The organism is Shewanella sp. 10N.7 (assembly GCF_020806285.1).
GTDB classification, from domain to species: Bacteria; Pseudomonadota; Gammaproteobacteria; order Enterobacterales; family Shewanellaceae; genus Shewanella; species Shewanella electrodiphila.
The window spans coordinates 23,307-49,860 of sequence record NZ_JAJGZS010000022.1; the positions used below are offsets into that span (position 1 = coordinate 23,307).

The 26,554-nt window shown below is 41.3% G+C and carries 24 protein-coding genes; 10 read left to right on the forward strand and 14 right to left on the reverse strand.

What is annotated here, in order from left to right; translation table 11 throughout:
• Positions 1 to 25 precede the first annotated feature (25 nt).
• Positions 26 to 547, reverse strand: coding sequence for a hypothetical protein (locus tag LMH66_RS14305; RefSeq protein WP_229370795.1), 522 nt, complete (start codon positions 545 to 547; stop codon positions 26 to 28).
• Between the two features lie 66 nt (positions 548 to 613).
• Positions 614 to 1,480 carry an alpha/beta fold hydrolase gene (locus tag LMH66_RS14310; protein ID WP_229370796.1) on the reverse strand — a complete coding sequence of 289 codons (867 nt, stop codon included), beginning with the start codon at positions 1,478 to 1,480 and terminating at the stop codon, positions 614 to 616.
• 55 nt (positions 1,481 to 1,535) lie between these two features.
• Here LMH66_RS14310 and LMH66_RS14315 point away from each other — a divergent pair, with 55 nt between their 5' ends.
• On the forward strand, positions 1,536 to 2,372 hold the full coding sequence (locus LMH66_RS14315) for a ComF family protein (protein WP_229370797.1): 837 nt from the start codon (positions 1,536 to 1,538) through the stop codon (positions 2,370 to 2,372).
• Positions 2,373 to 2,380: 8 nt separating this feature from the next.
• Here LMH66_RS14315 and LMH66_RS14320 read toward each other — a convergent pair whose 3' ends face one another.
• Positions 2,381 to 4,969, reverse strand: a complete 2,589-nt coding sequence (locus tag LMH66_RS14320) for a M14 family metallopeptidase (RefSeq protein ID WP_229370798.1) — start codon at positions 4,967 to 4,969, stop codon at positions 2,381 to 2,383.
• Between the two features lie 294 nt (positions 4,970 to 5,263).
• Here LMH66_RS14320 and nfuA point away from each other — a divergent pair, with 294 nt between their 5' ends.
• Entirely contained in the window at positions 5,264 to 5,842 is a 579-nt protein-coding gene (nfuA, locus tag LMH66_RS14325; RefSeq protein WP_102526169.1) for a Fe-S biogenesis protein NfuA, read from the forward strand.
• 207 nt (positions 5,843 to 6,049) lie between these two features.
• Positions 6,050 to 6,643 carry a type II secretion system protein gene (locus LMH66_RS14330; protein WP_229370799.1) on the forward strand — a complete coding sequence of 198 codons (594 nt, stop codon included), beginning with the start codon at positions 6,050 to 6,052 and terminating at the stop codon, positions 6,641 to 6,643.
• Between the two features lie 139 nt (positions 6,644 to 6,782).
• Here LMH66_RS14330 and LMH66_RS14335 read toward each other — a convergent pair whose 3' ends face one another.
• Positions 6,783 to 7,856, reverse strand: a complete 1,074-nt coding sequence (locus tag LMH66_RS14335; RefSeq protein WP_229370800.1) for a PepSY-associated TM helix domain-containing protein — start codon at positions 7,854 to 7,856, stop codon at positions 6,783 to 6,785.
• A gap of 579 nt (positions 7,857 to 8,435) precedes the next feature.
• Here LMH66_RS14335 and LMH66_RS14340 point away from each other — a divergent pair.
• Positions 8,436 to 10,574 carry a TonB-dependent siderophore receptor gene (locus LMH66_RS14340; RefSeq protein WP_229370801.1) on the forward strand — a complete coding sequence of 713 codons (2,139 nt, stop codon included), beginning with the start codon at positions 8,436 to 8,438 and terminating at the stop codon, positions 10,572 to 10,574.
• A 114-nt stretch (positions 10,575 to 10,688) separates the two neighbouring features.
• Here the strand turns inward: LMH66_RS14340 and LMH66_RS14345 are convergent, their stop codons facing one another.
• The 3 genes from LMH66_RS14345 to LMH66_RS14355 all read right to left on the reverse strand — a co-directional run bounded on the left by LMH66_RS14345 (position 10,689) and on the right by LMH66_RS14355 (position 16,140).
• On the reverse strand, positions 10,689 to 12,629 hold the full coding sequence (locus LMH66_RS14345; protein ID WP_229370803.1) for an alpha/beta hydrolase family protein: 1,941 nt from the start codon (positions 12,627 to 12,629) through the stop codon (positions 10,689 to 10,691).
• A gap of 142 nt (positions 12,630 to 12,771) precedes the next feature.
• Positions 12,772 to 14,706 (reverse strand): alpha/beta hydrolase family protein, encoded by a 1,935-nt coding sequence (locus LMH66_RS14350; RefSeq protein ID WP_229370805.1) that lies wholly within the window; start codon positions 14,704 to 14,706, stop codon positions 12,772 to 12,774.
• Between the two features lie 96 nt (positions 14,707 to 14,802).
• Positions 14,803 to 16,140: an MATE family efflux transporter gene (locus LMH66_RS14355; RefSeq protein ID WP_229370807.1), complete on the reverse strand. Its 1,338-nt coding sequence runs from the start codon at positions 16,138 to 16,140 to the stop codon at positions 14,803 to 14,805.
• Positions 16,141 to 16,149: 9 nt separating this feature from the next.
• Here LMH66_RS14355 and LMH66_RS14360 point away from each other — a divergent pair, with 9 nt between their 5' ends.
• From LMH66_RS14360 to LMH66_RS14380, 5 genes are all read left to right on the forward strand, one after another.
• Entirely contained in the window at positions 16,150 to 17,196 is a 1,047-nt protein-coding gene (locus LMH66_RS14360; RefSeq protein ID WP_229370808.1) for a polysaccharide deacetylase family protein, read from the forward strand.
• A 1,033-nt stretch (positions 17,197 to 18,229) separates the two neighbouring features.
• Positions 18,230 to 18,553 carry a hypothetical protein gene (locus tag LMH66_RS14365; protein ID WP_229370809.1) on the forward strand — a complete coding sequence of 108 codons (324 nt, stop codon included), beginning with the start codon at positions 18,230 to 18,232 and terminating at the stop codon, positions 18,551 to 18,553.
• An 80-nt stretch (positions 18,554 to 18,633) separates the two neighbouring features.
• Positions 18,634 to 19,407, forward strand: a complete 774-nt coding sequence (locus LMH66_RS14370) for a hypothetical protein (protein ID WP_229370810.1) — start codon at positions 18,634 to 18,636, stop codon at positions 19,405 to 19,407.
• A gap of 32 nt (positions 19,408 to 19,439) precedes the next feature.
• Entirely contained in the window at positions 19,440 to 20,222 is a 783-nt protein-coding gene (locus tag LMH66_RS14375; protein ID WP_229370811.1) for a hypothetical protein, read from the forward strand.
• A 54-nt stretch (positions 20,223 to 20,276) separates the two neighbouring features.
• Complete coding sequence (locus LMH66_RS14380; RefSeq protein ID WP_229370852.1) at positions 20,277 to 20,771, forward strand: GNAT family N-acetyltransferase; 495 nt, start codon at positions 20,277 to 20,279, stop codon at positions 20,769 to 20,771.
• A 116-nt stretch (positions 20,772 to 20,887) separates the two neighbouring features.
• Here LMH66_RS14380 and LMH66_RS14385 read toward each other — a convergent pair whose 3' ends face one another.
• The 5 genes from LMH66_RS14385 to LMH66_RS14405 all read right to left on the reverse strand — a co-directional run bounded on the left by LMH66_RS14385 (position 20,888) and on the right by LMH66_RS14405 (position 24,895).
• The gene (locus LMH66_RS14385) at positions 20,888 to 21,481 is read right to left on the reverse strand and encodes an SCO family protein (protein WP_229370853.1); all 594 of its coding nucleotides are present in this window, start codon (positions 21,479 to 21,481) and stop codon (positions 20,888 to 20,890) included.
• Positions 21,482 to 21,542: 61 nt separating this feature from the next.
• Positions 21,543 to 22,454: a heme o synthase gene (cyoE, locus tag LMH66_RS14390; protein WP_229370812.1), complete on the reverse strand. Its 912-nt coding sequence runs from the start codon at positions 22,452 to 22,454 to the stop codon at positions 21,543 to 21,545.
• Positions 22,455 to 22,468: 14 nt separating this feature from the next.
• Positions 22,469 to 23,449: a COX15/CtaA family protein gene (locus tag LMH66_RS14395; RefSeq protein WP_229370814.1), complete on the reverse strand. Its 981-nt coding sequence runs from the start codon at positions 23,447 to 23,449 to the stop codon at positions 22,469 to 22,471.
• The gene (locus tag LMH66_RS14400) at positions 23,449 to 24,003 is read right to left on the reverse strand and encodes a hypothetical protein (RefSeq protein ID WP_102526716.1); all 555 of its coding nucleotides are present in this window, start codon (positions 24,001 to 24,003) and stop codon (positions 23,449 to 23,451) included. The genes LMH66_RS14395 and LMH66_RS14400 overlap by 1 nt, the downstream gene beginning before the upstream one ends.
• A 40-nt stretch (positions 24,004 to 24,043) precedes the next feature.
• Positions 24,044 to 24,895 carry an SURF1 family protein gene (locus tag LMH66_RS14405; RefSeq protein WP_229370816.1) on the reverse strand — a complete coding sequence of 284 codons (852 nt, stop codon included), beginning with the start codon at positions 24,893 to 24,895 and terminating at the stop codon, positions 24,044 to 24,046.
• Here LMH66_RS14405 and LMH66_RS14410 point away from each other — a divergent pair.
• Entirely contained in the window at positions 24,894 to 25,112 is a 219-nt protein-coding gene (locus tag LMH66_RS14410) for a DUF2909 family protein (protein ID WP_102526718.1), read from the forward strand. The two genes, LMH66_RS14405 and LMH66_RS14410, sit on opposite strands and share 2 nt — an antisense overlap.
• A gap of 5 nt (positions 25,113 to 25,117) precedes the next feature.
• Here LMH66_RS14410 and LMH66_RS14415 read toward each other — a convergent pair whose 3' ends face one another.
• Entirely contained in the window at positions 25,118 to 25,993 is an 876-nt protein-coding gene (locus LMH66_RS14415) for a cytochrome c oxidase subunit 3 (protein WP_229370818.1), read from the reverse strand.
• Positions 25,990 to 26,553: a cytochrome c oxidase assembly protein gene (locus LMH66_RS14420; protein ID WP_229370819.1), complete on the reverse strand. Its 564-nt coding sequence runs from the start codon at positions 26,551 to 26,553 to the stop codon at positions 25,990 to 25,992. The genes LMH66_RS14415 and LMH66_RS14420 overlap by 4 nt, the downstream gene beginning before the upstream one ends.
• Between the last annotated feature and the right edge of the window lies 1 nt (position 26,554).

The window sequence follows — 26,554 nt, forward strand, 5'->3', positions numbered from 1 at the left end:
AGTTAGCGGATAGACAGTGGTTTATTTACACTAACGCAAATAGCTGGTTGTGATCTGAAGGGGTGGTTTGTTGCTGATAAAACTTGCCGACACGCTCGCCGAGTTGCTGGTAAAAAGCGTCTGACTGCTCTTTATTAGCCTCATTTAACAATAAGCTTTGGATAGTGCGGTTGTTATCTTGTTTGGCGCTTTTATCTGCTTCAACTGGAGCTGAACTGGCATTTTTTTGTTGAATGTCACGACGTTGGATTGTCGGATTACTGTTAGCGGCAACACGCAGTAATTGCGGAAAAATGCCTTTTGGCCCTAACGCTTGTTGTTGAGTTAACTGCTGATCAGTCGATTGTTTTTGCTGCTGCTTTTGCTCGATCAACTCATGACGGGTTAAACGCTCATTTTGCTGATTGTAAGCGCGCTCTTGGTGCGCTTTAGACAATTCTTGCGGCGGCAATATCGGTTTAGCTTGCTGGTTATCCGCGCGCGCAAGATCGGTTGCAACATTACTTGTCGCAATCGGTACTTGGGGATAATTGGTCACTACCAGCATAAAGCTCACTTTGATAATATCGAATAACGTTTAAATTATAGTCAATTTACAAGTGGTTTTATAGGCTTAGTCTGTATGTTTTTCGATCCAAGGCAGTAATTCAGCTAAAAACGCTTGTGGGTGTGAAATGAACGGTGCGTGAGATGCTTTATTGTGAACAACGTCTTCTATACTTGTTGCTTGGGGTAAAAGTTTGATGATCTTTTTCGGAACTAAACTGTCACATCTGCCCCAAATTCTTAACCATGGTTGTTGGATAGTACTCAGCTGTGAACGTAAATCCACCGTACGCAGCATCCCTAAACCTTGATCAAGCACGACTTGGCTAGGTAAAGGTTTGGCTAATACCAGTTTCTTAATCGCGGCAATATCATTTTTAGCTGTGTCACTGCCCATGGCTTGAATCGCTAAAAAACGTTCAACGGTTTTGGCTAAGTTAATTTGCAGTTGCTCAGAAAACTGCGCTAACACCTTAGGTGCGATACCCGGCCATGACGCTTTGTTTTCAGGTGCTTGATTAACCCTATCTTGGTCACTATCCGTTTGAGCAAAAACGTCTTGTTCACTAAATTCTTGAACAATAGCTTCTTGAGCCATGAAACATGGTGATGAAGCCACAGTGATTAAGGCTTTAACTGACTCTGGGTAAGTTATGGCGATTTGAGTGGCGACTGAACCGCCCAATGACCAACCAAGCCACACAGCATTTTTTGGTAATTGCTGTGCTAGTTGTGCTGCCCACGCATTGATATCTCCAGTATTTTCAGCACTATCACCAAATCCCGGCAAGTCGACATAATGCACTCTATAATGACTAAGCGCCGTTTGTAATGGATGAAAAACGGCAGAGTTAACTCCCCAACCATGTAACAAAACAAGATCTTGGCCTTCGCCCACAGTGTGAACGTGTAACTGAGGTAAGTTGGACTGCACGGGGTTTCCTCAAGATTGAGTTTGGGTTAATTGCCATACAGGATAAGGATATTATATGGATTGGCAACTCCGACAAGCCTGCTATGCAGGCTTTCGCATTGTTAAGCATACAATTTTGCGTAATCTCCCTAATCGCTGCATGTTATGCAGCCAGGATATTGAGCAGTATGATCTGCAGAAACCGCATTCTGGCGTGTGCCAGCACTGTTTAGTGGCTGGACTTTATCAGCATGAAGTCTGCTTAGGATGCGGTAAGGCTATGATGTTATTACAGCGCTATTGTGGCCAATGTCAGTCAACTGAGCCAATTATGGTTATTGCGCCATGCAGTTATCATCAAGGGCTAGGTGAATTGATTGCAGCGATAAAATATCAACAACAATGTGCCTCATTAGCGGCGTTAGTGCAGGTGCTGGCTATTCGAGTGATGGATTTGGTTGCGAGGGATATGATTCAATTACCACAAGTGCTCATTCCTGTGCCGCTGCACCCCAATCGCTTAAAGTCGCGCGGATTTAATCAAGCATGGTTAATTGCTAAGGCATTAAGCCAACAATTAGGCATTGTCATGGATGATGCCTTGCTAGTCAGGGATGTTGATACCCAAGCACAAGCCGGATTAGATGGCAAAGCAAGGCGATTAAATTGCGCGGGGGCATTTAGCTTAAACTTAAATGCTTCAAGCTCAAACACTTTAAGTTCAAACACTTCAAGTTTAAACACTTCAAGTTTAAATGCTAAAAGCGTGCCTTATCAAAGAATCGCATTGATTGATGATGTCGTCACTACTGGCACCACAGTGAATGAAATTAGCCAATTGTTTGCAGCCGAATATGTCCATGTACAATGCTGGTGCTTAGCTAGAGCTGAAGCACCAGGGTTACTTAAATAATGTTTGGGCTATTGTGATGGCACAAAATACAGTGCATTGGCATAGACTTTTTCTGAGCCTAGCCAGATGTTTCGGAATAATAAATTATCCGCCAGGGCGACAATTTTACCTTTACCTTTGGTTTCAACTATCATCGCAGGGGTATTGGCAAATGCGCGTTGATATTCATTAGCAAGGTAGCCACTAATCAATAAGTCATTCTCATATTTCGCTGCGACAATAAATGGCGTTGAAGTGAGGTTGAAACTGATTTCGCGGTTTTTCATCACAGGCAGTGGATTAGGTAAACCAAAGGCGACAGGGTGAGTCGCATCAAGCTTTAACGCTACGATCGCGCCGCCGATAGATTGACGTGCTTTTAATTTAGATTGATCGCCATAATCCATACCCGATGTGATGAATAGATTATTCAGTTCACGACTGGTTTTGGGTTCAGAATTTAAGATATTACGCTTATTAAGCCAAACTAATGCCCGCTTTTGCGCCACGATAGTGCCGCCTTCTGTTACGTATTGACCTAACTTTCTTGAGGTCGCATCGCTGATCAAATGATAAGGCCCATCAGCCATAAAAATATGGCTGTATGCCGATAAATCTAGTGATACCAAACGTTCTGTATTCACCATGGTTGTGGCTATACCTAGAGTCTTATCAAGGTAATGCCACATTTGACCGGTTTCTGAAGCATTGGTGTCTGCGCCTGTGATGATCAAAGGTGTTACGGGTTTTACTTTGATGAAATCATCGCTGCCTAAATCCATTCCTGTAACAGCATGTGAACTGGCAGATGCGACAACATCGACTTGGTGTTGTTGCGCGAGCGTTGCCACGATTTCTGCTAACTCAATGGCAGTGAAATTTTGCTGTTTCAGTGGGATTTGCAAACTACCTGCAACAAATTTTATGGCTTGTTTGCTGGTTTGAGGTTTTTCTGCTGTGCGATTGGCAATATTGGCAATATTGGCATTAAGGCTGAATGGTTTTTGGGCATACTTAACTATTACGCCTTGTTGGAGCAATTGCTGCAGTAATGGAGCCGCCGCAGCTTGTTGCCAATCAATCACCAAAGCCACGCTGTCTTTAGGGTAGGTTGCTTTGGTTACCTTGCCGTTTGGTTTGTCTGATAAGTACTTGGCACTGGGTTTGGCTTTTTTGATCAAACTTAAGCTTAAGGCTGATTCAAAATTCCACGTCGAAATATCGTAAAAGGTTTCATCTTTAAACTCGGTTCGTTTATCAAATAACGCCTCTAATAAGTCGTGTTGCGGCTGACTATCTGGAATAAACACACTGTCTTGAGGAGTGAAGTTAATGTCATCATCTTCAATGACAGTGTTGAGGTATTTAACGCTAATTTTGTGCTGGGCTAATATGCTCACCAACTCATTGATATGCTTTGCGCCGCCATGGGCTTTAACTAATCTGCCAGACTGTTTACCTTCTCGATAACGCTTGATGTTGCTTGAGAAGAAGTCAGTTTGATACTTCATCAACTTTTTACGTAATGCGTGAGCACCTTTTAGGCTAGAAATAGAGGTCGCAAATTGGTTATCAATACTCTCAGCTAAGGTCACCACACCATTGGGTGAGTCTTGGGCTTGGCCGCGTGAGCTGGCTTGTTCAAACAAGATACCAACAGCGCCATTGATATCAGGGTAGGTTGAGCCTTTACCGTAAAAGAAGTCATCAAACATTTGACCGCTAAAATACACTTGTTTGACTTCATCTAAAGCTTGGCGATGAAACGCTGCCAGCTCATTTGATAATGCTTGATTGGCAGGTTTTGTTAATGGGTTAACGCGGTCAGGTACTCCAGGTTGGAAAAAGTACGACTGTTGATGCCACATTTCATGGAAGTCACCTACATAGTGGGGCTGCCATTTATGGAAAAAAGCCACGCGACCTTGAGATGCAGGGTGGCGCAAGAAAAGCCAATCGCGGTTTAAATCAGCTAAATAGTGATTAAAACGTCCACCTGGCCAGTCTTGATTATGTTCACGGTGATTATTATCAGTAACAATGACTTGGCCTTTATTATTGTTGGCCCAATTTGAAAAGCGGTCAAAACCATCAGGGTTTTGGGTTGGAGTAAGTAAAATGACAGTATCGTCGAGTAACTCTTTTACCCAAGGCGTATTAGCCGCAGCTAGGTAGTGACTTAATGCCAATGCGGCATGAGCGCCACTGGCTTCATCACCATGAATAGAGTACGCCAGCCACACGACCAATGGATTTTGATTAGTGTGGTTGGTTTGCATGGTGCCGTATTTAATATTACTGCGATATTCGATGATGTCGGCAAGGTTTTTCTGGTTTTTTTCAGAGGTGATCACTGCTGTGATTTGCTCGCGGCGCTCTTCACTATAACCTGCTGAATCTAAGGATACTCGGTCGCTTTCACTTGCCAGTAGTTGCAGGTAGTGATTAATCTGATCATGGCGTAAATGCCATTCACCTAATGGGTAACCTAAATACTCTGTAGGTTGAGTTAAATGAGTATTGATATCCTCAGTGAGTAAAGCTTGTTCAATACGGGTATTGGCAGCAGAAATATCACTAGCAGATGCCATAAAAGGCATGCAGATAAAAAATGTCATCAGCGTTCTAACTGAAAAACGAGCGAGCAAGGCATGTAAGCTAATCATATGAGAAACAAGATCATAAAAAGAAAACCGTAGGATAACAATAAAGTGATTAGTCTTAAATCTCCATTAAAAATCGATACAAAGAGACTATTTTTTGTCACACTTGCTTGATGCAGGACTATAAAGCAGAGGCAACTAAGAGTATCATGTCGCTAAACCTACTAAATTACTCAAGTACTACCTTATTTAAGTCAGTTCTTAATTAAGTTAATGCTTACTCAAGTACTACCCAACGGAGCAGTTTTTATGATCAACATTACTGATACGGCTCAGGCTCATTTTGTAAAATTACTGGCCGATCAACCTGAAGGCACTCATATCCGTGTGTTTGTCATCAGTCCAGGTACCGCTCAAGCAGAGTGCGGTGTATCTTACTGTCCGCCAGATGCTGTTGAAGCTGATGATACTGAATTACCGTTTACAGGTTTTAGTGCCATGGTTGACGAAAAGAGTGCACCATTTTTAGAAGAAGCGAGCATCGACTTTGTGACTGACCAACTTGGTTCACAATTAACGCTTAAAGCACCAAATGCTAAAATGCGTAAAGTGGCTTCTGACGCACCACTAAAAGAGCGTATTGAGTATGTGATTCAATCAGAAATCAACCCTCAGTTAGCAAGCCATGGTGGTAACATCATGTTAGTAGAAATAACTGAAGAAGGCGTTGCTGTACTTCAGTTTGGCGGTGGTTGTAATGGTTGTTCTCAAGTTGATATCACATTAAAAGATGGTATCGAGAAGCAGCTATTAGATATGTTCCCTGGTGAGTTAGCTGGCGTGAAAGACGTGACAGATCATCAACATGGTTCACATTCTTATCAGTAAACACTAAGGTGTGATGACTGATAATAAACGCAGCGTTAAGCTGCGTTTTTTTATGTCTATAGATCCGTTATTGACTCATTGAACTGAGCTATATAGCCAACATTTATCCTGTATTGATGAATAAATGAGTACTTTAGGCTTAGTGTTTAACGTACTATTAACAAGCTTGTGTTATACCTTAAGTAAGCTAACACCGAGGAGTATGGTGTGATTAATGATATTTACCCTTCTAAACTGCCATCTCGAAACACAGGTTTTACCTTAATTGAGCTTGTGGTTGTGATTATCGTATTGGCAATTTTAGCCGTTATTGCAGTCAGTAAGTTTATTGATGTTAAGCGTGACGCAGAGATAAGTCGAGTTCAGGCCATAGCAGCATCATTTGAACAGTCTGTGACTTTTTCTCACACCCGTTGGCAATTGATTGGTGGCAGTGATCCGATGAATGATTTGCCTGGCTTTGCTAATAATGACCTTGATATGAATACTTTTGGCTACCCATTAGGCACAGGAAAAGGTAACCCTATGGGCAACCCTGTGAACATAGGGCCAGGGCAAGGCGGTTGTGTCGATTTGTGGAATGCTTTGATAGAAAGCCCGCCATCAGTTGCTATTAGAAATACAACGGACGATGTTGAATTTGAGTCATATCGCCATGCTGCAGACGGTGGCAGCGGTGCGACCCAGTGTACTTATGTATTAAGGACATTAGGTGATACAGCGGGAAGAAATAGAGCTGAAATTAAGATTGTTTACGACTCTATCGAAGGCACCGTGAATGCCTTTATCGAGGACTCTTAAACTTAGGCTTGAGTCATTTTTTGATGGCTTGATAGGGCATTGATGACTAAATCACTTTGATACTATATTCAATAAAAACGGCTTGCTGATTTCAGCAAGCCGTTTTTATTTTTAGCTTAAAGCATTGATAGGAAATGACTTATTTAGACCGTTTCTTGAAAATGCGGCGGTAAAAAGTCACTGCGCTGAATAGTAAGATCACAGTACCGATAAACGCGATAACAGTAATAAAGGCCACATATTTGAATGGCATATTTAACGCATCATGTAAGGGTCTGACGAATGTCGCGACTTTGCCTGAAAGTGGGCGATCACTGTGCAACAGAGCTGATTGTATTTTGCCTTGCTCATAATTCATGGTGATGCTGTCAGCTTGACGTAACCAAACATCGCTGTGGGTATCAAAACGGATGCTGTAATTCAGCTCTTGTGGTCCTTTAGGTTTTTCTGCACCTGGTTCAGGTTTACGCTTACGCGGCTTGTTCACCGAAACCATATTGGAATCTGGCCACATATCTTGTGCGGTTTGTAGCTGACTTTGCCAATCACTTCTTTGGCTAACAGGATATTGTATTTCAGCTGCTGGTTGCTTTAATGCATCCATCCACAAACCTTTATAAGTGATTAAAAAGCCTGTGATACATAATAAGAATAATGGTACTGAGATAAACAGCCCTAACTGAATATGACTTTTTACCAGGCTGCTTGATTTAGTGTTACTTGGTATTGAGTGTTTCAGCCTAAAGGTTTTACGTACTCGCCACCAAAGGTAAATACCCACTAAAGTGACTAACCCACCAATCATCGAAGCCCAAGCGTTCAGGTATTTACCAAAATCACCTAACAGGAAATTTCTGTGTAACCAAAACATAGTGCTATAAAGCGGAATATCTCTCATTTTATAAGTTGAGAGCTCGTTCAAGTCTTGATCAAAAGCAATCGATTGACCACGAGTTGCGACTTCAATATATGGCGAGTATTCAGTTGGAAAGCGAACCGTCCCCATATCAGGGTATCGCTCAAATAAGGTCTCAGTGACATAGGCTTTTTGTTCAATGGATAGCGGCGCATATTGCTGCCCTTTATCATCCATTCTTTTCAGCATGTCCATACCGCCAAGATAAACACCTGTGACTAATACAATCAGCATTGAAATGCTGATGACAAAGCCAACCCAGTTATGAAACCATTTTAAAGCAGGGACTACATTCATATTGAAACTCTTAAGTGTAAGTTGGCCGTAACCAAATCATGACGATTATGTTTGCTGATTTTGAACAAACTCGTGCTGACAACAAAAATTTCGTGAATGATAATTAATCTCATTTATTTACACAATTAAAGAAATGTAAAGACTGGCCTTATTCGAAATTATTGCTATTCAGATCACAAATTAGCTTATTTAGTCACTTTTTAGTGTTTTAACATTTGAATAACTATTCAGGTTGTTTCTTGACCGTTAGCTCACAGTGTACAGATTGAAATCTCAGTTTTTAATGGGTTTTAAAGCATCGTCCTTTTGTTAAGTGCTTGTTACGTAGCGCTTTTGTCTTTTTTGGATGGGTGAGGTTATAGAGGCTGAAATTGAATGCTTATTACAAGTGAAAAGTTTTATTAACATTAATCTTAGTTAATATGCAATAACTATTCATCGGTGGGAATGAGATTTACTCTCATTAGTGCAGTCCTTCACACTTCTTTACATTAACTGACAAAAACTCTTCACAAACAGTGAAACGCAAATGATAATCCGTCTCATTAACGGTTATTGCCAATTTAAGGTCTACTTTGTATGAAAATTTCACCTATTGCGTTTGCGGTTGTTGCAGGTTTAGCCTCAGCATCATTAGCGGCTGAAGAAGCTGCAAATGAAACAGCATCAAGCCAAGATTTTGTTGCTAACATCGAACGTATTCAAATTACTGGAATGAACTTCAATAACTACAAAGTGGGCACCTCTTCAGGCGCAATGCGTGGTGACATTGATTTAATGGACACGCCGCAATCAGTTAACGTTATTCCTGATTTTGTTACTGATGAGCAGTTAGCAAGAAATCTGTCAGAAGTATTGGTAAATGATTCAAGTGTTACCGGTGGTAGTGAAAAGTGGAACCGTCAAGTGTTCAACATCCGTGGTTTTGAACTTGATTCTGGCAGCGGCTTCTTAATCAACGGTCAGCAGCAGTGGTCTCACTACGTGCAACCGATTGAAACACTACAACAGGTTGAAGTGCTTAAAGGCCCATCAAGCATGCTTTATGGTCAGTCAGGTCCTGGCGGCTTAATCAATATGGTGACTAAAAAGCCAACCTATGAAAACTTATTTGACGTTGCATTTGATACAGATGCAAATGGTTCTACACGTTTTCAGTTAGATGCGGGTGGCGCGTTAAATAATGCTGAATCAATTCGTTACCGTACAGTGTTAGTGAAGCAAGACACCAAATACTGGCGCGAATACCAAGATGGCAATGGTGAACAAGAGCAAGAGCGTGATCGCTTTTTAGGTTACTTAAACCTTGAATTCGACCTACATGAAGATGTGATGTTATCGGTTAAGTACGATTACACTGACGACAAAACAGGCATCGACAGAGGCGGTTGGTTAGATGATAACGGCGACTTAGTTGGTGACCGTGAAGATATTTGGGATATGTCATGGGCATTTACCGATAACAACGTTGAAAACTTAGGTGCAGACTTAACTTGGTATATTTCTGATGACTGGAAAATGACCACAGGTTATAACCATCAAACCTTTACTCGTCAGCGTTTAGATTCATCACCTTCAATGGTTTCAGGCATGGATCCAACCACTGATGGTTACCAAATCAAAGCCTTTGATCGTTATGATGACTGGCAGCATAAAACAGCCTACATGGACTTTACTGGCATCGTGAATGCTTTTGGCATGGAGCATCAGTTACTCGTTGGCGCTAACATTTTAGATTACTACTATGGTCAACTTAGAGATAGCGGCGACGCTCAAATAGTTATGCCTGGTGAGAGTGTTCCTAGACCAGATTTAGATTACAACAATGACACCACCAAATATGAGTCAAGCTACAAGCATTATGGTTTTTATGTTCAAGACTTAATGACCATTAACGACGAGTGGCAAGTACTTGCTGGCGTACGTTATGACGAACAGAAAAAAGATGGCGAAGGTGAAAATAGCTACGCTGTATCGCCTAAGTTTGGGGTAATTTATTCGCCAAGTGCTAACGGCAGTATTTACGCTAACTACTCAAAAAGCTTTAACCCACAGTCTATCGTAAACAACGAAAATGATGTCAACGACGGCATGGATTTAGATCCTGAGTATGGTGAGCAGTACGAAATCGGTACTAAGTGGGAACTGTTTGACGGTGGCTTATTACTAACTGGTGCGGTATTTGATACCACAGTGACTAATGTGACCGTTCAAGAGCAACTTGACACACCGATTGGCGATAAAGAATATATCACCACTCAAAGCGGTAAGCAGCATCACCGTGGTTTTGAAATGGGTGCACAAGGTCAAGTAAGCGATAATGTATTTGTGACCAGTTCGATGATGTACTTGGATGCAGAATACGTGACAAGTGCTGAAGATACTGAACGTTTAGATGGTAAAACGCCAGTCGATGCGCCTGAATGGTCTGCCAACATCTGGACCCGTTACGAAGTCACTGACGATTTAGCATTGAACATAGGTGCTATCTACGTTGGCGAGCGTTTTGCTAATACGCAAAACACCATTGTAAAAGATGACTATGTTCGCTTTGACTTTGGTGCAGCATATACTTTCGCTGTACAAAATACCGACATGAGCGTGCGCTTTAACGTTAAAAACTTATTTGATACTGACTACTTAGGTGGTGGTACTAATACAGACGTTACTGTTGGTGAAGGCAGAAACTTCAGCTTAGCATTCGAAGCAAAGTTCTAAATTAATGTTTTGGAACTAAGATTTTGAATCTAAGTAATACCGTGTTTTAGTGAAAGGCCCTAACATCAGCAATGATGTAAGGGCCTTTTTTATGTTTACTTTTCAGCGTTACTGCTAAAGGTTTTTAGATAAAAACTCGTCAATCGCTTTAAACGTCATTAGACGATGCTGATTGTTGCTGAGGTAGTGATTACCGTTATCAATTTCAAGGTATTTTACTTTTTTGTCCAGCCCATCTAACTTGCGGTACATATCGCGGCTTTGGCTCACTTGTACCACTTTGTCATTGTCACCATGGATTAATAAAATAGGCACATTGATTTTGTCGGCGTGATAAATCGGCGAACGTTCATAAAGCGCATTATAGTCATCACCAATGATTTTTTTGGTCATTTCATGGTTGGTGTAAAAACGCGATAACTTAACCAAATCCTCCACGTCAGCTACGCCAGCAAAACTGATAACACATTGATATAAATCAGGTGTCATTGCCGCGCCCATCATTGCGGCATAACCGCCGTAACTGGCACCTGCAATACAAATTCGTTTTGGATCGGCAATGCCTTCATTGATTAAATAGCGAGTGCCATCTTCAACATCAGTTTGCATTTCTTTGCCCCAGCCTTGTAAACCTGCAGTGGTAAATTGATGACCATAGCCAGCAGAGCCTCGAAAGTTCATTTGCAGCACGGCATAGCCACGGTTAGCAAAGAATTGCGCCCAATAATCAAATGAGTCGCCAGTATAAGATTGTGGTCCACCGTGAGGAAAGATGATGGTGGGGAGTTTTTTAGCTTCAATGCCTTTTGGTAGTGAAAGGTAGCTAGGGATGGTTAAGCCATCGCGAGCTTGGTAATTAACTGCTTTAGGTTTTACCAGTACATTAGGTGTTAGTTGAGCATACTTAGTGGTGATAACTTCTAGGCTATTAGCATCGCGATCCCCATAGAGATAAAGCCCTGGTTGAGTGGCGCTAGTGGCAAAAACAATATAGCGACGTTCATTTTTACTTAACTGAATCAAGTAATTTTGCGTATCGGGTAAAGCTTGTTTTAGCCGGCTGCTAAGTTGTTGATAGCTTTTGTCCCAAAAGTGGTATTCATTATCGCTTCCTACTGAAACCCCAATCGCTTGGCGAGTAATTTTAGAGTGCAGTAATCGACCATTAACATCTTGATTTATTCTGCTATAAACCAATTCCTTAGTGAGTTTGGGGTCGGTTAAGTCGACCTTGAAAATAGCTAAATAACCTTGGTGATATGCTTTCACATAAAGCGTGTTTGGATTGACATCAAACCCTAAAGGAGTCACGGCATCTTCAGTGAACGCTTCATATTTCCATAGTAAACGTAGATCACTATTGGCTTCACCTTGCTCATAAACGCGATATTCAGTGTTTTCTGGGTCTCGGTAAATGGCGATACGTACTTTATGTTGTTGATCAGTGATCCACTTGCTGACATGTTCTCGGTAGTACTGCTCAGTCGTTACCTTTCCTGTGTTTAGGTTAACTTTAATGACACTATCTTCATTTACTCGTTGGCTAAACCCACCTACCGACATAAGAATATGTTCAGGATCTTTTGTTAATAAATCAACGATTTGATGCTTATGTTGCGGAACATACTTGAAACGTTTAAGTGCTTTTTGGGTTAGTACATTATCAGTTTCGCCAGTTTTAATGTTGTATTTGAATAGCACTGTTTCATTAGCACGCTTTCCAAAGCGTTTTGAAGGTTTCATCGCAGAAATGAGTAGTATTTCATTACTTGCCCAGTTAAGAGTCAAAATTGTATAGCGCTGATGATTATTTTTTAACGGAATGTGAAATTGGCCAGTTTCGGTATTGAATAAGGCGACTATTTTATGAGGGACTTCGGCTTCACGGTCTAAAATTAATGATGCGATATGCTTACCGTTAGGCGACAGAGCCATCCAACTGACATCTGGAATACTCGCAAATGCTTCGACAGGGAGCTGCTGAGGTGTTGTTGCTCTGGCGGTGGGCGTTTGGCTGATAAACAACAAAATAATCAGCGCTAAAATCCGTTTCATAATAATCCTAGTGGTTTGGGTAAAAGTGTAGCTCTCATCCGCTGAGAGCATTGAGTTTGTGGCTATTCAAACCGAGCTATTGCAGTACGAGCAAGAGTTAAACGAGCAAGTGCTTTACGAGCAAGTGTTACACAAGCTAGTGCTATAAATGCTTTTGCAAAAAAGCTTCAATAGCGACAAAGGTTTTTATTCGATGCTCATTGTTACTTAAATAATGGTCGCCATTTTCAAGTTCAATGTATTCAACTGGTTTGTTTAAGTCTTCTAGTTCATCAAACATATCTTCACTGTGCTGGACTCTAACCACTCGGTCTTTATCACCATGAATAAGTAACACTGGCACATTGATATCTTTGGCCTTGCTCACTGGTGAACGCTCATAAAGCGCATCATAGTCATCACCAATTTGTTTTTTAACGATATCAAAGTTGCTATACCGTCTGGATGATTTTACTAAGTACTCAATGTCAGTAACGCCTGCAAAACTCACCGCACATTGATATAAATCTTTAGTCGTGGCCACTCCCATTAGGGCTGCATAGCCGCCATAACTGGCGCCAACAATACACACTTTATTGGGATCGGCGATGCCTTCATCGATTAACCAGCGAGTGCCATCTTCAACATCATTTTGCATATCAAGCCCCCAATTTTGTAAGCCAGCTTTCATGAAGTCGTAACCATATCCTGCAGAGCCTCGAAAATTCATTCTAAGGACTGCATAGCCTCTGTTGGCTAAAAACTGAGTCCAGTAGTCGAAGCTATTGGAGTCATAGCTAATTGGACCGCCATGGGGGAAGATAATGGTTGGTAGTTGTTTAGCTTCTTTATCTAACGGTGTGGTTAAGAAAGCTTGGATTTCTAAACCATCTCTAGCTTTGTACGATAAGGTTTGGGTGTTAGCCAATAAATCAGGTGATAGTTTTTTATATCGATAAGCAATCGGGAATAGCTTTCCTGCATCGCGGTCACCAAATAGATAAGTGCCAGCTTCTTTTGAGTTGGTTGAATACACAATGTAACGACGCTCATTATCACTAAACTGGGTTATATAATTACGGTATTCAGGCAGTGCTTTGTTTAGACCATTAACAAGGCCGATATATTCTTTATCCCAAAAGGTATATTCAGACTCATCCCCATCATCAATACCAATAACCTTTTGCTTGAGTTTTGAATAAATGAGTGAGCCTTCGACGTCGTTAAACTCTTTACTGAATACTAATTCTTTAGCAAGCTCAGGGTCGCGTAAATCAACCTTGAAGATGGCTTCAAAACCTTCATGATAGGCCTGAACATAGAGGATGTTTTTATCCTGAGCAAAGCCCATTGGCCAAACTTGATCTTCCTCGAAAGCTTCAAACTCCCATAGAATTCTTCTATCTTTATGGGCATCTTCTTGTTCATAAATGCGGTATTTGGTTTCTTTACGGTATATGCCGATTCGAATTCTATTTTGCCTATCCGTTATCCAGTCTGTAACGTTTGCTTCAGCAGGTTGCTCAAAACGAATATTGCCGTTATTTAAGTTAACTTTGATGACCGACTCAAATTGAGTTTTATTACCAATACCATTAGTACCCAGTAACAAGTATTTGTCGTCATCGGGAAGGTAGTCGATAATATTTGATTGGATTTGTGGCATCCATTTAAACTTTTTAAGTCCAAAACGACTTAGTAAATTAGAGGTGTTTTTCTTACTCAGAGAATACTTAATAATGCGAGTTTCTGTGGTTGGGGTACCGAAACGAACAGCGGGAAACTTAGCTTTTATGAGTAGTAAATCATCATTTGCCCAGCTCATGGATAAAATGACAAATTTTTCATTGTCAGTTTGAATGGGGTAAGAAGATTCACGAGTATCAATATCTAGAATATTGACTAATGTGCCTTCCATTCCTTTAGCTTCAGAACGAACTAAAGAAGCAATTTTAGTACCATTAGGAGACATAGTGACATGACTGACATCAGGAATACTGGCAAACGCTTCAACAGGTAGTTGCTGATTTTTTGCAAATGATGTCAGTGAAGATAACAGCAAGATTGATGCTGTTAGTATAAGTAAAATCCTTTTCATTCAAACTTTCCGTGTTGAACATAAAAATGTTGCACACATGTTATCAGTAAAAAGATGGATAAAGCCAGTTTTACTAATGCTAAACCTATGTAATGGTTATATTTGCTTAAAAGCCTGACTGTACTTGTAATGGAGTCCAAGTGAGGCGCTGCGGCACAGCATAAAGGCGCTCATTGCCGCCCATAAACCGTGATTACCGTAACCTTGTAATAGATACCAGCAAGGAAAAAACACCACGAAAGTGGCAATAATCATGCTGTTTCGCATTGCTCGACCTTGAGCAGCGCCAATATAAACCCCATCAAACAAGTACGAACCGAATGCCAGTAGCGGCATAAACACTAACCAAATAAGGTACACATTGGCTTGCTGTTGCACGATTTCAATACTGGTGAGTAAACTGATAATGCCACTGCCACCAAAATAAAATAGCACACAGAAACCCAGTGAAAATAGCGCAGACCAATAACCTGCCAGTAATACCGACTCTTGCAATAACTGCAGATTTTTTTGTCCGACTGCGCGGCCGACTTCAGCCTCTGCGTAATAGGCGATGCCATCTAACGCATAGGAAATCAGCATTAATAAGTTCAGTAAGACCGCATTGGCAGCAATGATGTCATCACCTAAACCTGCGCCGTAAAATGTCATAAAGGTAAAGCTTGCTTGCAGGCATAAACTACGGATAAAAATATCACGATTAAGCTTTAGCAATTGCGAATAGCCTTTAAAACTTAAGTGGACGAATAACTTACCTAGATTAAAATCACTTTGCTGATAAAGGGCACGTTTGACAATCACCGCTGCGACAGTAAAAGCACAAATGTCAGCGATAACCGAGGCTAAAGCCGCCCCTTTCACGTTCCATTCAAAGCCGATAACAAACACCACATCTAAAACGATATTAACGATGTTGGCGATAATGAGTTGCCACATAGCAGCTTTAGGCGCTTGTCTGCCGAGCAGCCAACCCAACAAGACTAAGTTCACTAATGCGAATGGAATCGACCAAATACGGATGTTGACGTATTCGCTGCAAAAGTGCTTTACCTCTTCACTGGCTTGGCTAAGAGACATGGCGAATTCAAGCAATGGCTGCTGTAAGATGATTGCGCTAAATCCAAATATCAATGCTAGGCTACAACCTTGTACCAGCAATTTTTGCTGAGTTACGGTATCATTAGCGCCATATGCTTGGGCGACAAGACCTGTAGTCGACATTCTCAAAAAGCCCAATAGCCACACAATTAAGGTAATAATTGTGCTGCCTAATGCCACACCGCCTAAGTAATAGGCTTCACTTAAATGACCAATGACAGCGGTATCGACTAAACCTAATAGTGGGATAGTGATATTGGATAAAATCATCGGTAATGCTAACGCAAATAGCTGGCGATTTTTTTGGCTGTTAAATAGTAATGTTTTTATGGACATAGGAATCTTATGTTAAAACAAAGTCTTTTGGGATTAATCTGCTTATTCTCGTTTAATGCCAGTGCAGTGGTGATTTTGCAATATCATCATGTATCAGAAACAACGCCTGCCAGCACGAGTGTGACACCGGCGCAATTTGAAGAGCAAATGCAATATCTTGCTGATAATGAGTTTACCATCATTAGCTTACAAGAGGCGGTGGATGCCATAAAAGAAGATAAACCCATGGCTGACAAAAGTATCGTGATTACCTTTGACGATGGATACGACAGCATTGCAGCTGCAGCAGCGCCCATTTTAGCCAAGCATAACTTTTCATATACCTTGTTTGTCTCGGTAGAACCCATTGAAAAAGGTTATGCAGGGATGATGAGTTGGGATGACATTAATCAACTTGCTCAAAATGGTGCGACGATTGCCAACCATAGCTGGGCCCACGAACACCTCAACCGCAAATTAGACGGTGAAACCCGCCAGCAATGGTTAACTCGCATCGAAAAGAATTTACTGGATACCGAAGCTGAAATTAAAAAGCATACGGGGCAAAGCGTACGCATGTTGGCTTACCCTTATGGTGAATATAATGCGGATGTTGAAGATATTCTTAAACAGCATGACTTTATTGGTTTAGGGCAACAGTCTGGCGCAGCGGGTAAGTACTCGATACTGACGGCATTACCCCGTTTTCCTGTTGCAGGGGCTTATGCGGATTTGGATAGTTTAAAAGTTAAATTTACCAGCCTGAACATGCCAGTGGTTAAGCAAAATATCACTGATCCATTATTAACTTCTGGTGATTGGCGACCTGAGTTAAAAGTCGAGTTAGACATCACTGATATTTACCCACATCAAGTGATGTGTTTTGTTCAGGGGCAAGGCGCGAAAAAGCCAACATGGTTGACCGAAACAGAGTTTAGCATTCAAGCGCCAGCGAATTTACCCGCAGGGCGTAGCCGTTATAATTGCACCGCACCGAGTAAAACTCAGAAAGGCTATTATTGGTTTTCGCAGGCTTGGGTGAGACCCAATAATGATGGAAGTTGGCCAAAAGAATAGTCTTTTGGTTTGATGTTTGATTAGTCTAATTATGTGTTGATTTGTTTTACTCTCTTTAAAGTCAAAGCCAATCAAGATCGTGGCGCTTCGCTCACACCTAATCTTGGCCTCAGGATTTTAGCCTGTATTTCCAAACTCCGTTTGGATTAACATCGTGGGTTTTCCACCCACACCCGACCAAAAGGGGAAAAGCGCTTGTTCCCCTTTTGGATATCCCCCAGCGCCCCGACGAAAAATGCTGAAAAGCGCATGGTTTTCGATGGGGATTGATCCAGCTTTCAACCTCGCTTGTAGACTGCTTCGGTCTTATTCGAAAATGCTAACGCTTCCGACGGGCCGTCCATGGCCCAGCGAAAGCTAGCCTGACGTCCTGTCAGGCTCACGCTATTTTCTTCAACGTCCTCAATTCAAATTGAATCTTCTAGCTAATTAGAGCTAGATCTTTTGAGTTCTTTAATTTGACACAAATACAGTAAATTCGAAGAGACAATAATCCCAGTGTAGATGCAGCAGCGAGCTTCCAAAACATGGATGTTTTGGCAGAGCTTACAGGGACGTACTTGCAGCGTCTCGCAGTTGTATCAGCACAAAAGCCTGCGGCAGGCAATGGATTAGATTTAAGTGATGGTCTTAAGTAATTGAGCCAATATAGATGAAGTACAAAACATAAACGGGTAACTCGTTTATGCCCCAAAAAGATTTTCACTGATAGAAGTTGTTAGTAGCGCAATTAAAGCTTTAGCCTTATAAAAGCTAATGTGGGACGCAAGATATAAGACCTGCCCCCGAATTATCATTTAGGCCGGAGTATAGTGACTTCTCTTTCAGCGTAAACATTGCAATTTATGCAATGATGACAGTTCTTTGATTCACTCAGACGGAGAAACTAGGAATCAGTTGTTTCTACGTTATAACTCATTGTTGATACACTGTTTTACTGTTAGTCTTGAGTGATTAAAGTACTGGCGATCTGTTCTTATTAAGACCGTTCTTATTCGGAATTCAGCCTAATATACTGTTATGTGTAAATACTATGAAACTTAAAGTAGATTCAAATTTCTATGGTGAACGCCAAGAGATATTCACAGGTGAAATGATCGCACGAATTGCTGATCACCTTGAAGAGTCTGGAGTTGAAGGCGAAAAACTGAAAGACCTCATGGGCAAGATTGCATTTGAAATTGCTAAGATGATTGATGACGTATCTGGCATAGAGTTCGATGGTGTAGAAGCAAATCCACTATTAACATTCGTTTCAGGTAAAGATTACGACAAACTCATTTACAATGGCGGAAGTTCCACATGCCATGAAATGGTTCATGGAATTCTTGATGCAATGTTTAATAAAAACACATAACAAGGCTCAAGCTTTGGACGCAATAAATTGCGCCGTTTAGCTTGGCGTTATATTTCTAAAAAGGTTTGGGCGTAATAATCATGGAAGAAGAAAAATATCAGATTGATATTAAAGCTAATTATATTAACCTCTTGCTACTGGAAGACGAGCTTAAGCACTTTGATCTTATCCTATCTAAACCTATCAAAGAAATGCTGGGGTGGGTTGAGAAACTTCGAACTACAAGAAGCGTTTTTCTTACGTTATATAATATTAAAGATGTTACCTCAAAGCTTAGGATTCAAAGCCCTAATGAATATGTAGTCAAAACAAAAGCACTTAGAAAAAAATTGGAATTGGCAAATCATATTAGAAATAAAGGTATAGGTCACCTTGATACAACTCTTTTGAAAAGAGCGGTTCAATGGAATCCTTTAATGTTCGTAAAAACAGGAAAGGAAACTGAAGAGTTGAGGCTCGCTGATGCTCACCGAGCTGTTCTAGAATCTTGTATAAACTCATATATTGATAATGATGGAGTCCAAAAGGAATTTGGGCACGAAGTTGATCTGTTTTATCCAAAAGATACTGAAGAATTTTATGGCTATTTGAATTTAATTGTTCAGGAATCTCTTGACTGGCTTAGTGACTCTAAAGAAATACTAAGCGCCCAAATCAAGTATCATTCAATCGAAGACATCTTTGAGTTGTCATCAGTTGCTGCTGCAACTAACTTTGATTTAAAAGGTAAGTCAGATTTAAGCTTTTGCAAAAAAGATTCGAAAAATAATATAAAAGAAGGTTTAGAAAAATTAGTTGAACATGGTGTATCTCCAGAAGCAATCAATCTAATTAAGAACAAATACGAAATATAACGAGGCGTTATGTTTCTAAGGAGAGTTCATAGTTGTCAGAAAGTTCTGAAAATAAATCAAATCGCTTGAACCTGTTTCTTGCGTATTTAGGGGTTCTAACGCCAGCAGGGTATTTGATTGGTCTGAGCTATTACCAAGGGAAATTATCCGCATTCGGTATAAGTTCAGAAACATTCCCGTTATCAGTCCAAGATACTTATGTATCCGCTTACTATGCTATCGGATACTCTCTACTTGCTATCGGTTCTGTCGTCGGCGAATTTATAGAGTTAATATTTTCCTGGCCCTCAATTATTTACACAATATCGGTAGTTTTTGGGTTTATTGGCCTGTGCTATTACTCGATAAAGAAAAAGAAAAAAACTCCTTTAAAATCTATGAATTATTTCATGGAAAAATGCAAAGGTTTGATTTCGTATTTTCATTGGAAAAACAATGATTTTACAAAAGCTGTTGGTATAGCAGGGCTTGCATCATACGGCGTATTGTCAATCTTATATGCACTGTTATTTCTAGCAATATTCTGGTTTGCAATTCCTGCTGTGGCTTATTATAAAGGCTCCGAAAATGCTGTTAAAATAAGGGATGACTACTTAGAAAATGGCTGCCATGTAGACGACAAAGCTTTCTGGGGTAATTGTCAAAAACTCCAAACCAAAAATAGAGAGCACATCCTTGAAGGCATTCTAATAGTTCATTCCAAAGAGCACGTTGCATTTTTCAACAAGGAAGGCTCATTTGTTCTCAAGATTCCTCAAGGTGCGAGAGTTATCAAAGAACTACCCAACCGAAACATAACAAGAAAATCCAGATGACGCCTACGACGCACCTGATTTAGGCGATATCTCTTGGAGTTTATATTGACTGTAGTGGAAACAGAAAGGTTATCAATTCGTCAAATTACTGATGCAGATGCTGAAGATCTTTCGAAGGTTTTAGCTGACTCTACAGTAATGAAATACTCTACAGTAGGGGTTCACTCCGAACTGCAGATTAAAGAGTATATTGTTAAATGCCAGCAACAATATGACTTAAATGGTTATGGACACTGGGCTATTTATAACTCTGCTACTTCTGAATTTGTAGGTGTTTGTGGCCTCAATAAACATAAAATTGATTCTGGCGAAGTTGTACATATCAATTACCGTTTAGCTGCGAACCAACAGGGAAAAGGCTATGCTGTTGAGTCTACGTTTGGAGTATTAGGCTTCGCTAAGCACACTTTGCAGCTAGAAGTCGTACACGCACTTATTGAGCCTGAGAATACTAGCTCTATTAAAGTAGTAAACCGAACAGGCTTTAAATTCATTGGTAGTTCGTTATTTCGTGGGTTTGAAATAGATGTCTATCAAGTCATGCTATAAAACGAGCTTCAGCAAAGGGCTATTACTTAAATCGAACTCCTCAACGGCTCGTATTAAAAAGCCTCAATATTTTCATATTGAGGCTTTGTTATATTTCCAATACCTATATAAAAATCTTAAGCACTTTCAATAATCTGCTTTAGATCTGCAACCAGCTCTTTATTCAAAATCTGTGGAATTTTTCCTGGTTGTTGTTTGGGTTTAAACACCGCGTATTTTTCCCCTTGGGGTGACACTAAAACATAACTAGCACTGTGGTCGACTTGATAGTCAGCGCCGTCTCCAACCATGGCATAGGCAAAGCCTAAGTCTCTGGTAAACGGAAATAACTGTGCATGTTCAGCGGTGACTGCTTTAAAGTCTTTATTAAAAAAGTTGATGTAATCTAAGCGCTTGGTTTGCGAGTCTCTGTCAGGGTCAACCGAGACAAACACCACCTGAATATCGTCTGATACTGATTGCAGTTCAGTATAAGCGGCATTGAGTTTATTCAGTGTGGTTGGGCACACATCAGGGCATGAGGTAAATCCGACAAACACTAAACTCCATTTGCCGAGTAGTTGCTGATTGGTAAACTCATTGCCCAGTTGGTCATGCAAAGTAAATGGCGCTAATGCTCTTGGTTGGTCGAACATATAACTGCTAGCAAGTTCAAGCGGCTTAGGCTGCGAAAAATTAACTGCTACCGCCACGCCTAAGCCTAACATCATCACAGCCAGTGCGATTATCTTTTTCACATTCCTTCCCCTCTACTGGTCACTGATACTGTCATTAATTGACCCATAGGTAGTGGTCGACTAGTAACACCAAAAACAGGATCATTAAGTGGTAGATAGAGAACTTAAATACATCCATCGCCAGCCCTGGTTTGTCATGATATTTAAGTTGCCATGCTTTATAGATAAATCCACAGCTTAGAATGGTGGAGCCCACTAAGTAAACTGGGCCACACATACCAACAAGTACAGGTAATAAACAGGCTATTGCTAGCAATAATGTGTATAGCAAAATACAGGTTTTAGTGAACTCTACTCCGTGGGTTACAGGTAGCATTGGCACATCGACTTTGGCGTATTCTTTTTTACGATGAATCGCTAAAGCCCAAAAATGTGGTGGTGTCCAAGTGAAAATGATGATCACTAATAACAGTGCATTACCATGCAGTTCATTGGTCACAGCTGTCCAGCCTAATAGTGGTGGCATAGCACCAGCTAATCCACCAATGACAATATTTTGCGGTGTAGCACGTTTTAAATAGGCGGTATACACCACTGCATAGCCAATTAAACTAGCAAAAGTTAACCATGCAGTTAATGGATTCACTAAAGCGTATAAAATGATAAACCCACCTAAGCCAATAGAGGTGGCAAAGGTCATTGCTTTAATTGCAGACACTTTACCTTTTGGTAATGGGCGGTTGTAGGTACGCGCCATTAAGCCATCGATACGGCGATCAATTAGGTGATTATAAGCTGCCGCCGCGCCGGCCATCATGGCTATGCCAATCATGCCAAAAATAAGTGGTTGCAGCGGTACAGCGCCAGGCAGTGCTAAGCACATACCGACCAATACCGTCAGTAGCATCAGCGCGACGACTTTTGGTTTGGTCATCTCGAAATAAGCGCGCCATTGCAGTGTGTCAGTTTTGGTTGCGCTTGCGGGTAAAGATAGTGATTTAGCCATAATAGAATCCTTGCTTATGCTTTACGCCACAGCGCATAGTTAATGAAGATAACGGTTAACAACAATAACGCTGCGCCGCCGTTGTGTGAGACTGCAATACCTAAAGGCAAGTGCATTACAATATTGCTGATGCCTAAACCCACTTGTAATACGACAAGGGCAAATAAAACCCATGCACTTTGTCGCATGATGGATGATTGTGCTTTGAGTAATTTAAACGCTAACCAACATAAACTGATGGCGGTAATAACGCCCCAAATACGGTGAGTGACATGTATGGTCATTCTGGCGGGGTACTCAAGTACGCCATATTCAAAGCTGGGGTGATCGCCTTGGAATGGCGAGAAGGCTTTAGCAAACTGTAGGTTATCTATCCAGTTGCCTTCACATATTGGCAAGCTAGTACACGCTAATGCCGCATAGTTTGATGATGTCCAGCCGCCTAACATGATCTGTATGACTAACACCACAAGACTCACCATCGCCAATGGACCGAGCTTTCGCGCATAAGAATCGCCGCCGGGGATCCGTAAGGGTTTGGTTCTTAAGTAGAGTAAAAGTAGTAAGGAAAATAAACTAAAGCCGCCAATCAAGTGCCCCATGACCACAATGGGCATCAGTTTCATGGTGACTGTCCACATACCTAATGCCGCTTGAAATAAGATCAGTGCGGAAATAAATATCGGCAGCTTTTTCGGTGCATCGGCTCTTTTTAAGCAAACAATTAAAATAGTTAACACCATTAAGCCTAATGCGCCGGCAATATAACGGTGGATCATTTCTAGCCAAGCTTTTTCTGGCTCGACGGTGAGATCTGGAAAGTTGGTTTCTACTTTTGCCAAGTCGGCTGCATCACTGGGTACGCCAATATGACCATAACAGCCCGGCCAATCAGGGCAACCTAGCCCCGCATCTGATAAGCGGGTGTAAGCGCCCATCAAAATAACGGCAAAGGTAAATACCAAGGTGAATTTGAGGAGGTTTTTTATATCCATTAACCGACCCTCGACAACTTCAATAACTTACGCAGGTCGGCGATCATTGATTTGCCTTGATCCATATTTTCTTGCTCACCGATGATGCCAGGATATTCCATCACTAGGCTGCCGAGTGGGTCGACAATAATCATTTGCTGTTCAGTCATCATTGCAATGATGGCTTGGCTAGCATTGGCAGTTTCAAATGGCACTTTGAGCTTTTCAAGGATTGCCGTGTCACTATCAGGTTGCAGCATGATAATAGGACTCACGCGATCTTGATGTTTACCCAGAGCCACGTGACTTTGATGCAGTACGTATAAACGTTGCTGACATTGTTCTAGGCAGTCTTTAGGTAATAGATATAACAGCTGCCAAGATTGTGGATGCGGATTTTCCATTGATAAGCTTTGATAGCTCACCTCGGGTGGAATAAGTTGGCCTTTATTGGTTGCAGCGCCATTGTATAAGTCCATGCTTAATACCAGCTTTGCGACGGCCACTGGTAAGATAAATACCAGTACTAGGGCAAACAATGCCTTGTTGTTTTTAGGTTTTACTGGGGAGTTCATACTTGCTCCTCTTGTTACGGCTTAATTTATTAGTTTGGTTTTATTCGTTTTCACTTGTCTTGCTAGTTGTGCTGTTAGGTGTTGCTTTTATTAAGTGCTTCCATCCTATCCATAGCATCAGTGACAAAAATACTGCCGCCATGGTGAACCATTGCAGTGCGTAGCCTTGGTGTTTTTGGGCTGATAATGGAATAGGTGTCCATGGCTTAGGTAATGCAATGTTAGGGATTGAATCTGGCTGCAGTACTACTGGTGCCAGTGGGTGGCCTATTTTCTCAGCTAAGGCCGCTAAATTGAGGTTTTGAAAACGCATCACATGGCCGTCTTCTGCATGGAGCTGGTGGCTTAAAGGGTTAATTTGTTTTTGATAAACACGACCCGTTAGGCTAATGGCTGACAGTGGTACTGGAGTTATGTCAGGTAAAATTCGACGATCGATATTGGCAGCAACAAACCCTAATTCAACCATAAGCCAAGGTAGGTCTTTTTTAACTGCTTCAGCACGATCACTTGTAATAGCACCTGTATTAGTACCTGTAACAGCATTTGTATTCGCACCTGCATGAGCAACTTGAAAGACTTGGTAGGCTAAGTAACCGACTCGCCCTTCAAACACTTGGTTATCGAGTAGCAATATTTGCTGATTTACCGGAGTCGCATTGACGCTTAAACGGTAACCACTGAGTCTTTCATCAGCGCCAAAAGCAAGCAGTTGATCAAAACTTAATTCACTCGCAGCTTGTCTGGCTGACAAGGTGGCTTGCCACGCCGTTTTTTGCTCAGCTCTATCAAGTTGCCAAACGCCTAACTTGACCAAAATACAAAACACACTCACAGTAACAAGCAGCAATAACCCAGTAGATAATCGCCAGACTCGCAAAGGAGAGCCCATGGATACCTTAGTTATTTTCAAGCTTGTATTAGTACTGCTGCTTGTATTCATATTATTTAATCTAGCTAGAGCCTTGTTTATTATGGTTAAAGCTGAAAACAAACAACCAATGAGTCAATTTTTAGGACGCCGAGTTATCTTTTCTGCTTTGGTGATGGTGCTGTTATTACTGGCCTTAGGATTAGGTTGGGTAACCCCTAATCCAAGGCCTTATTAGTTTGTTTAAATGACGTAGACAAAAATAAACAAACAGAGCCAAACCACATCGACAAAATGCCAATACCAACTGCCTGATTGGAATGCAAAATGGCTTTCTGGAGTGAAGTGGCCTTTGAGAATCCTAAAGAACAAGATAATCAGAAAAACCGTACCCAGTGTGACGTGCATGCCATGGAAACCCGTGAGCAAAAAGAAGGTATTTCCGTAGATGCCAGATGAAAGCGTGAGCCCCATTTCTTGGTATGCGTGAACATATTCTTCAACCTGCAAAAATAAGAACCCGATACCCAATAAAATGGTTAAGCCTAACCAGACTTTTAATGCACTACGTTTAGACTTTTCCAGTGACACGTGAGCAAAGTGCAAGGTGACTGAAGAAGCCAAAAGGATGAGGGTGTTATAAAGCGGTAACCCAGTCCAAGGCATGGCTTCTGTGGTGGTGCCATCAGGGGTTTTGATCAATGGCCACATGGCTTCAAATGTTGGCCATAAAACTTCATGGGTCATGGCATTATTCGAGCTACCACCTAACCATGGAATAGCGACCATTCTGGCGTAGAATAAGGCGCCAAAAAATGCCCCGAAGAACATAATTTCAGAGAAAATAAACCAGCTCATTCCTTGGCGAAATGAACGGTCCATTTGCGCTGAATATAAGCCTGACATTGATTCATCAATGACATTTTTAAACCAGCCAAATAGCATAAAGATAATGACTGCAATACCAGCCACTAGGATATAACCACCTGAAGTATCTTCAGTGGCTAACTGTTGCACGTAGGAACCTGCGCCAAAAGCAATCAGGAATAACCCGATAGCGCCGGTAATGGGCCAAACGCTTTGCGCTGGCACATAGTAGTTTTCATGTTTAGTTGTCATCTTGCTGCTCCTTGCTCTATGGCCGCAGTTTGTTTGTCTGTGATGTCATAGAGGGTATAAGAGAGAGTCAAAGTTTTAATGGAATCTGGTAAGTCTGGATCCACATAAAAGATTAATGGCAGTTCAGCATCAGCCTTTGCAGCTAGGGGTTGTTGATTGAAACAGAAACACTCGGTTTTATTGAAATAAGCTGCACCTTGACCAGGCGATACCGAGGGTATTGCTTGGCCGACAAGGGGTTTAGCAGAAAGGTTTTTTGCTAAAAAAGCTGTGCGGGTGAGTTCGCCTGGGTGAACCTGAATACGGTTCACTTTAGGGCCAAACTCCCATGGCATGCTGCCTTGTACTTGGGCGATAAATTCAATAGTAATGGTGCGTTCTTTATCAACGACCACCGCCTCATAACTACTTGCTGTACCTTGGGGTTTTCCGTTAATTCCCAAGGTGTCACAAAGCACGTCATAAAGCGGTACCAGTGCAAAACCAAAGCCGAACATACCAATAGAGCCCAGTACGAGACCTATTAGTAATTTACGGTTTGATTTTGTTGGCTGGCTCATA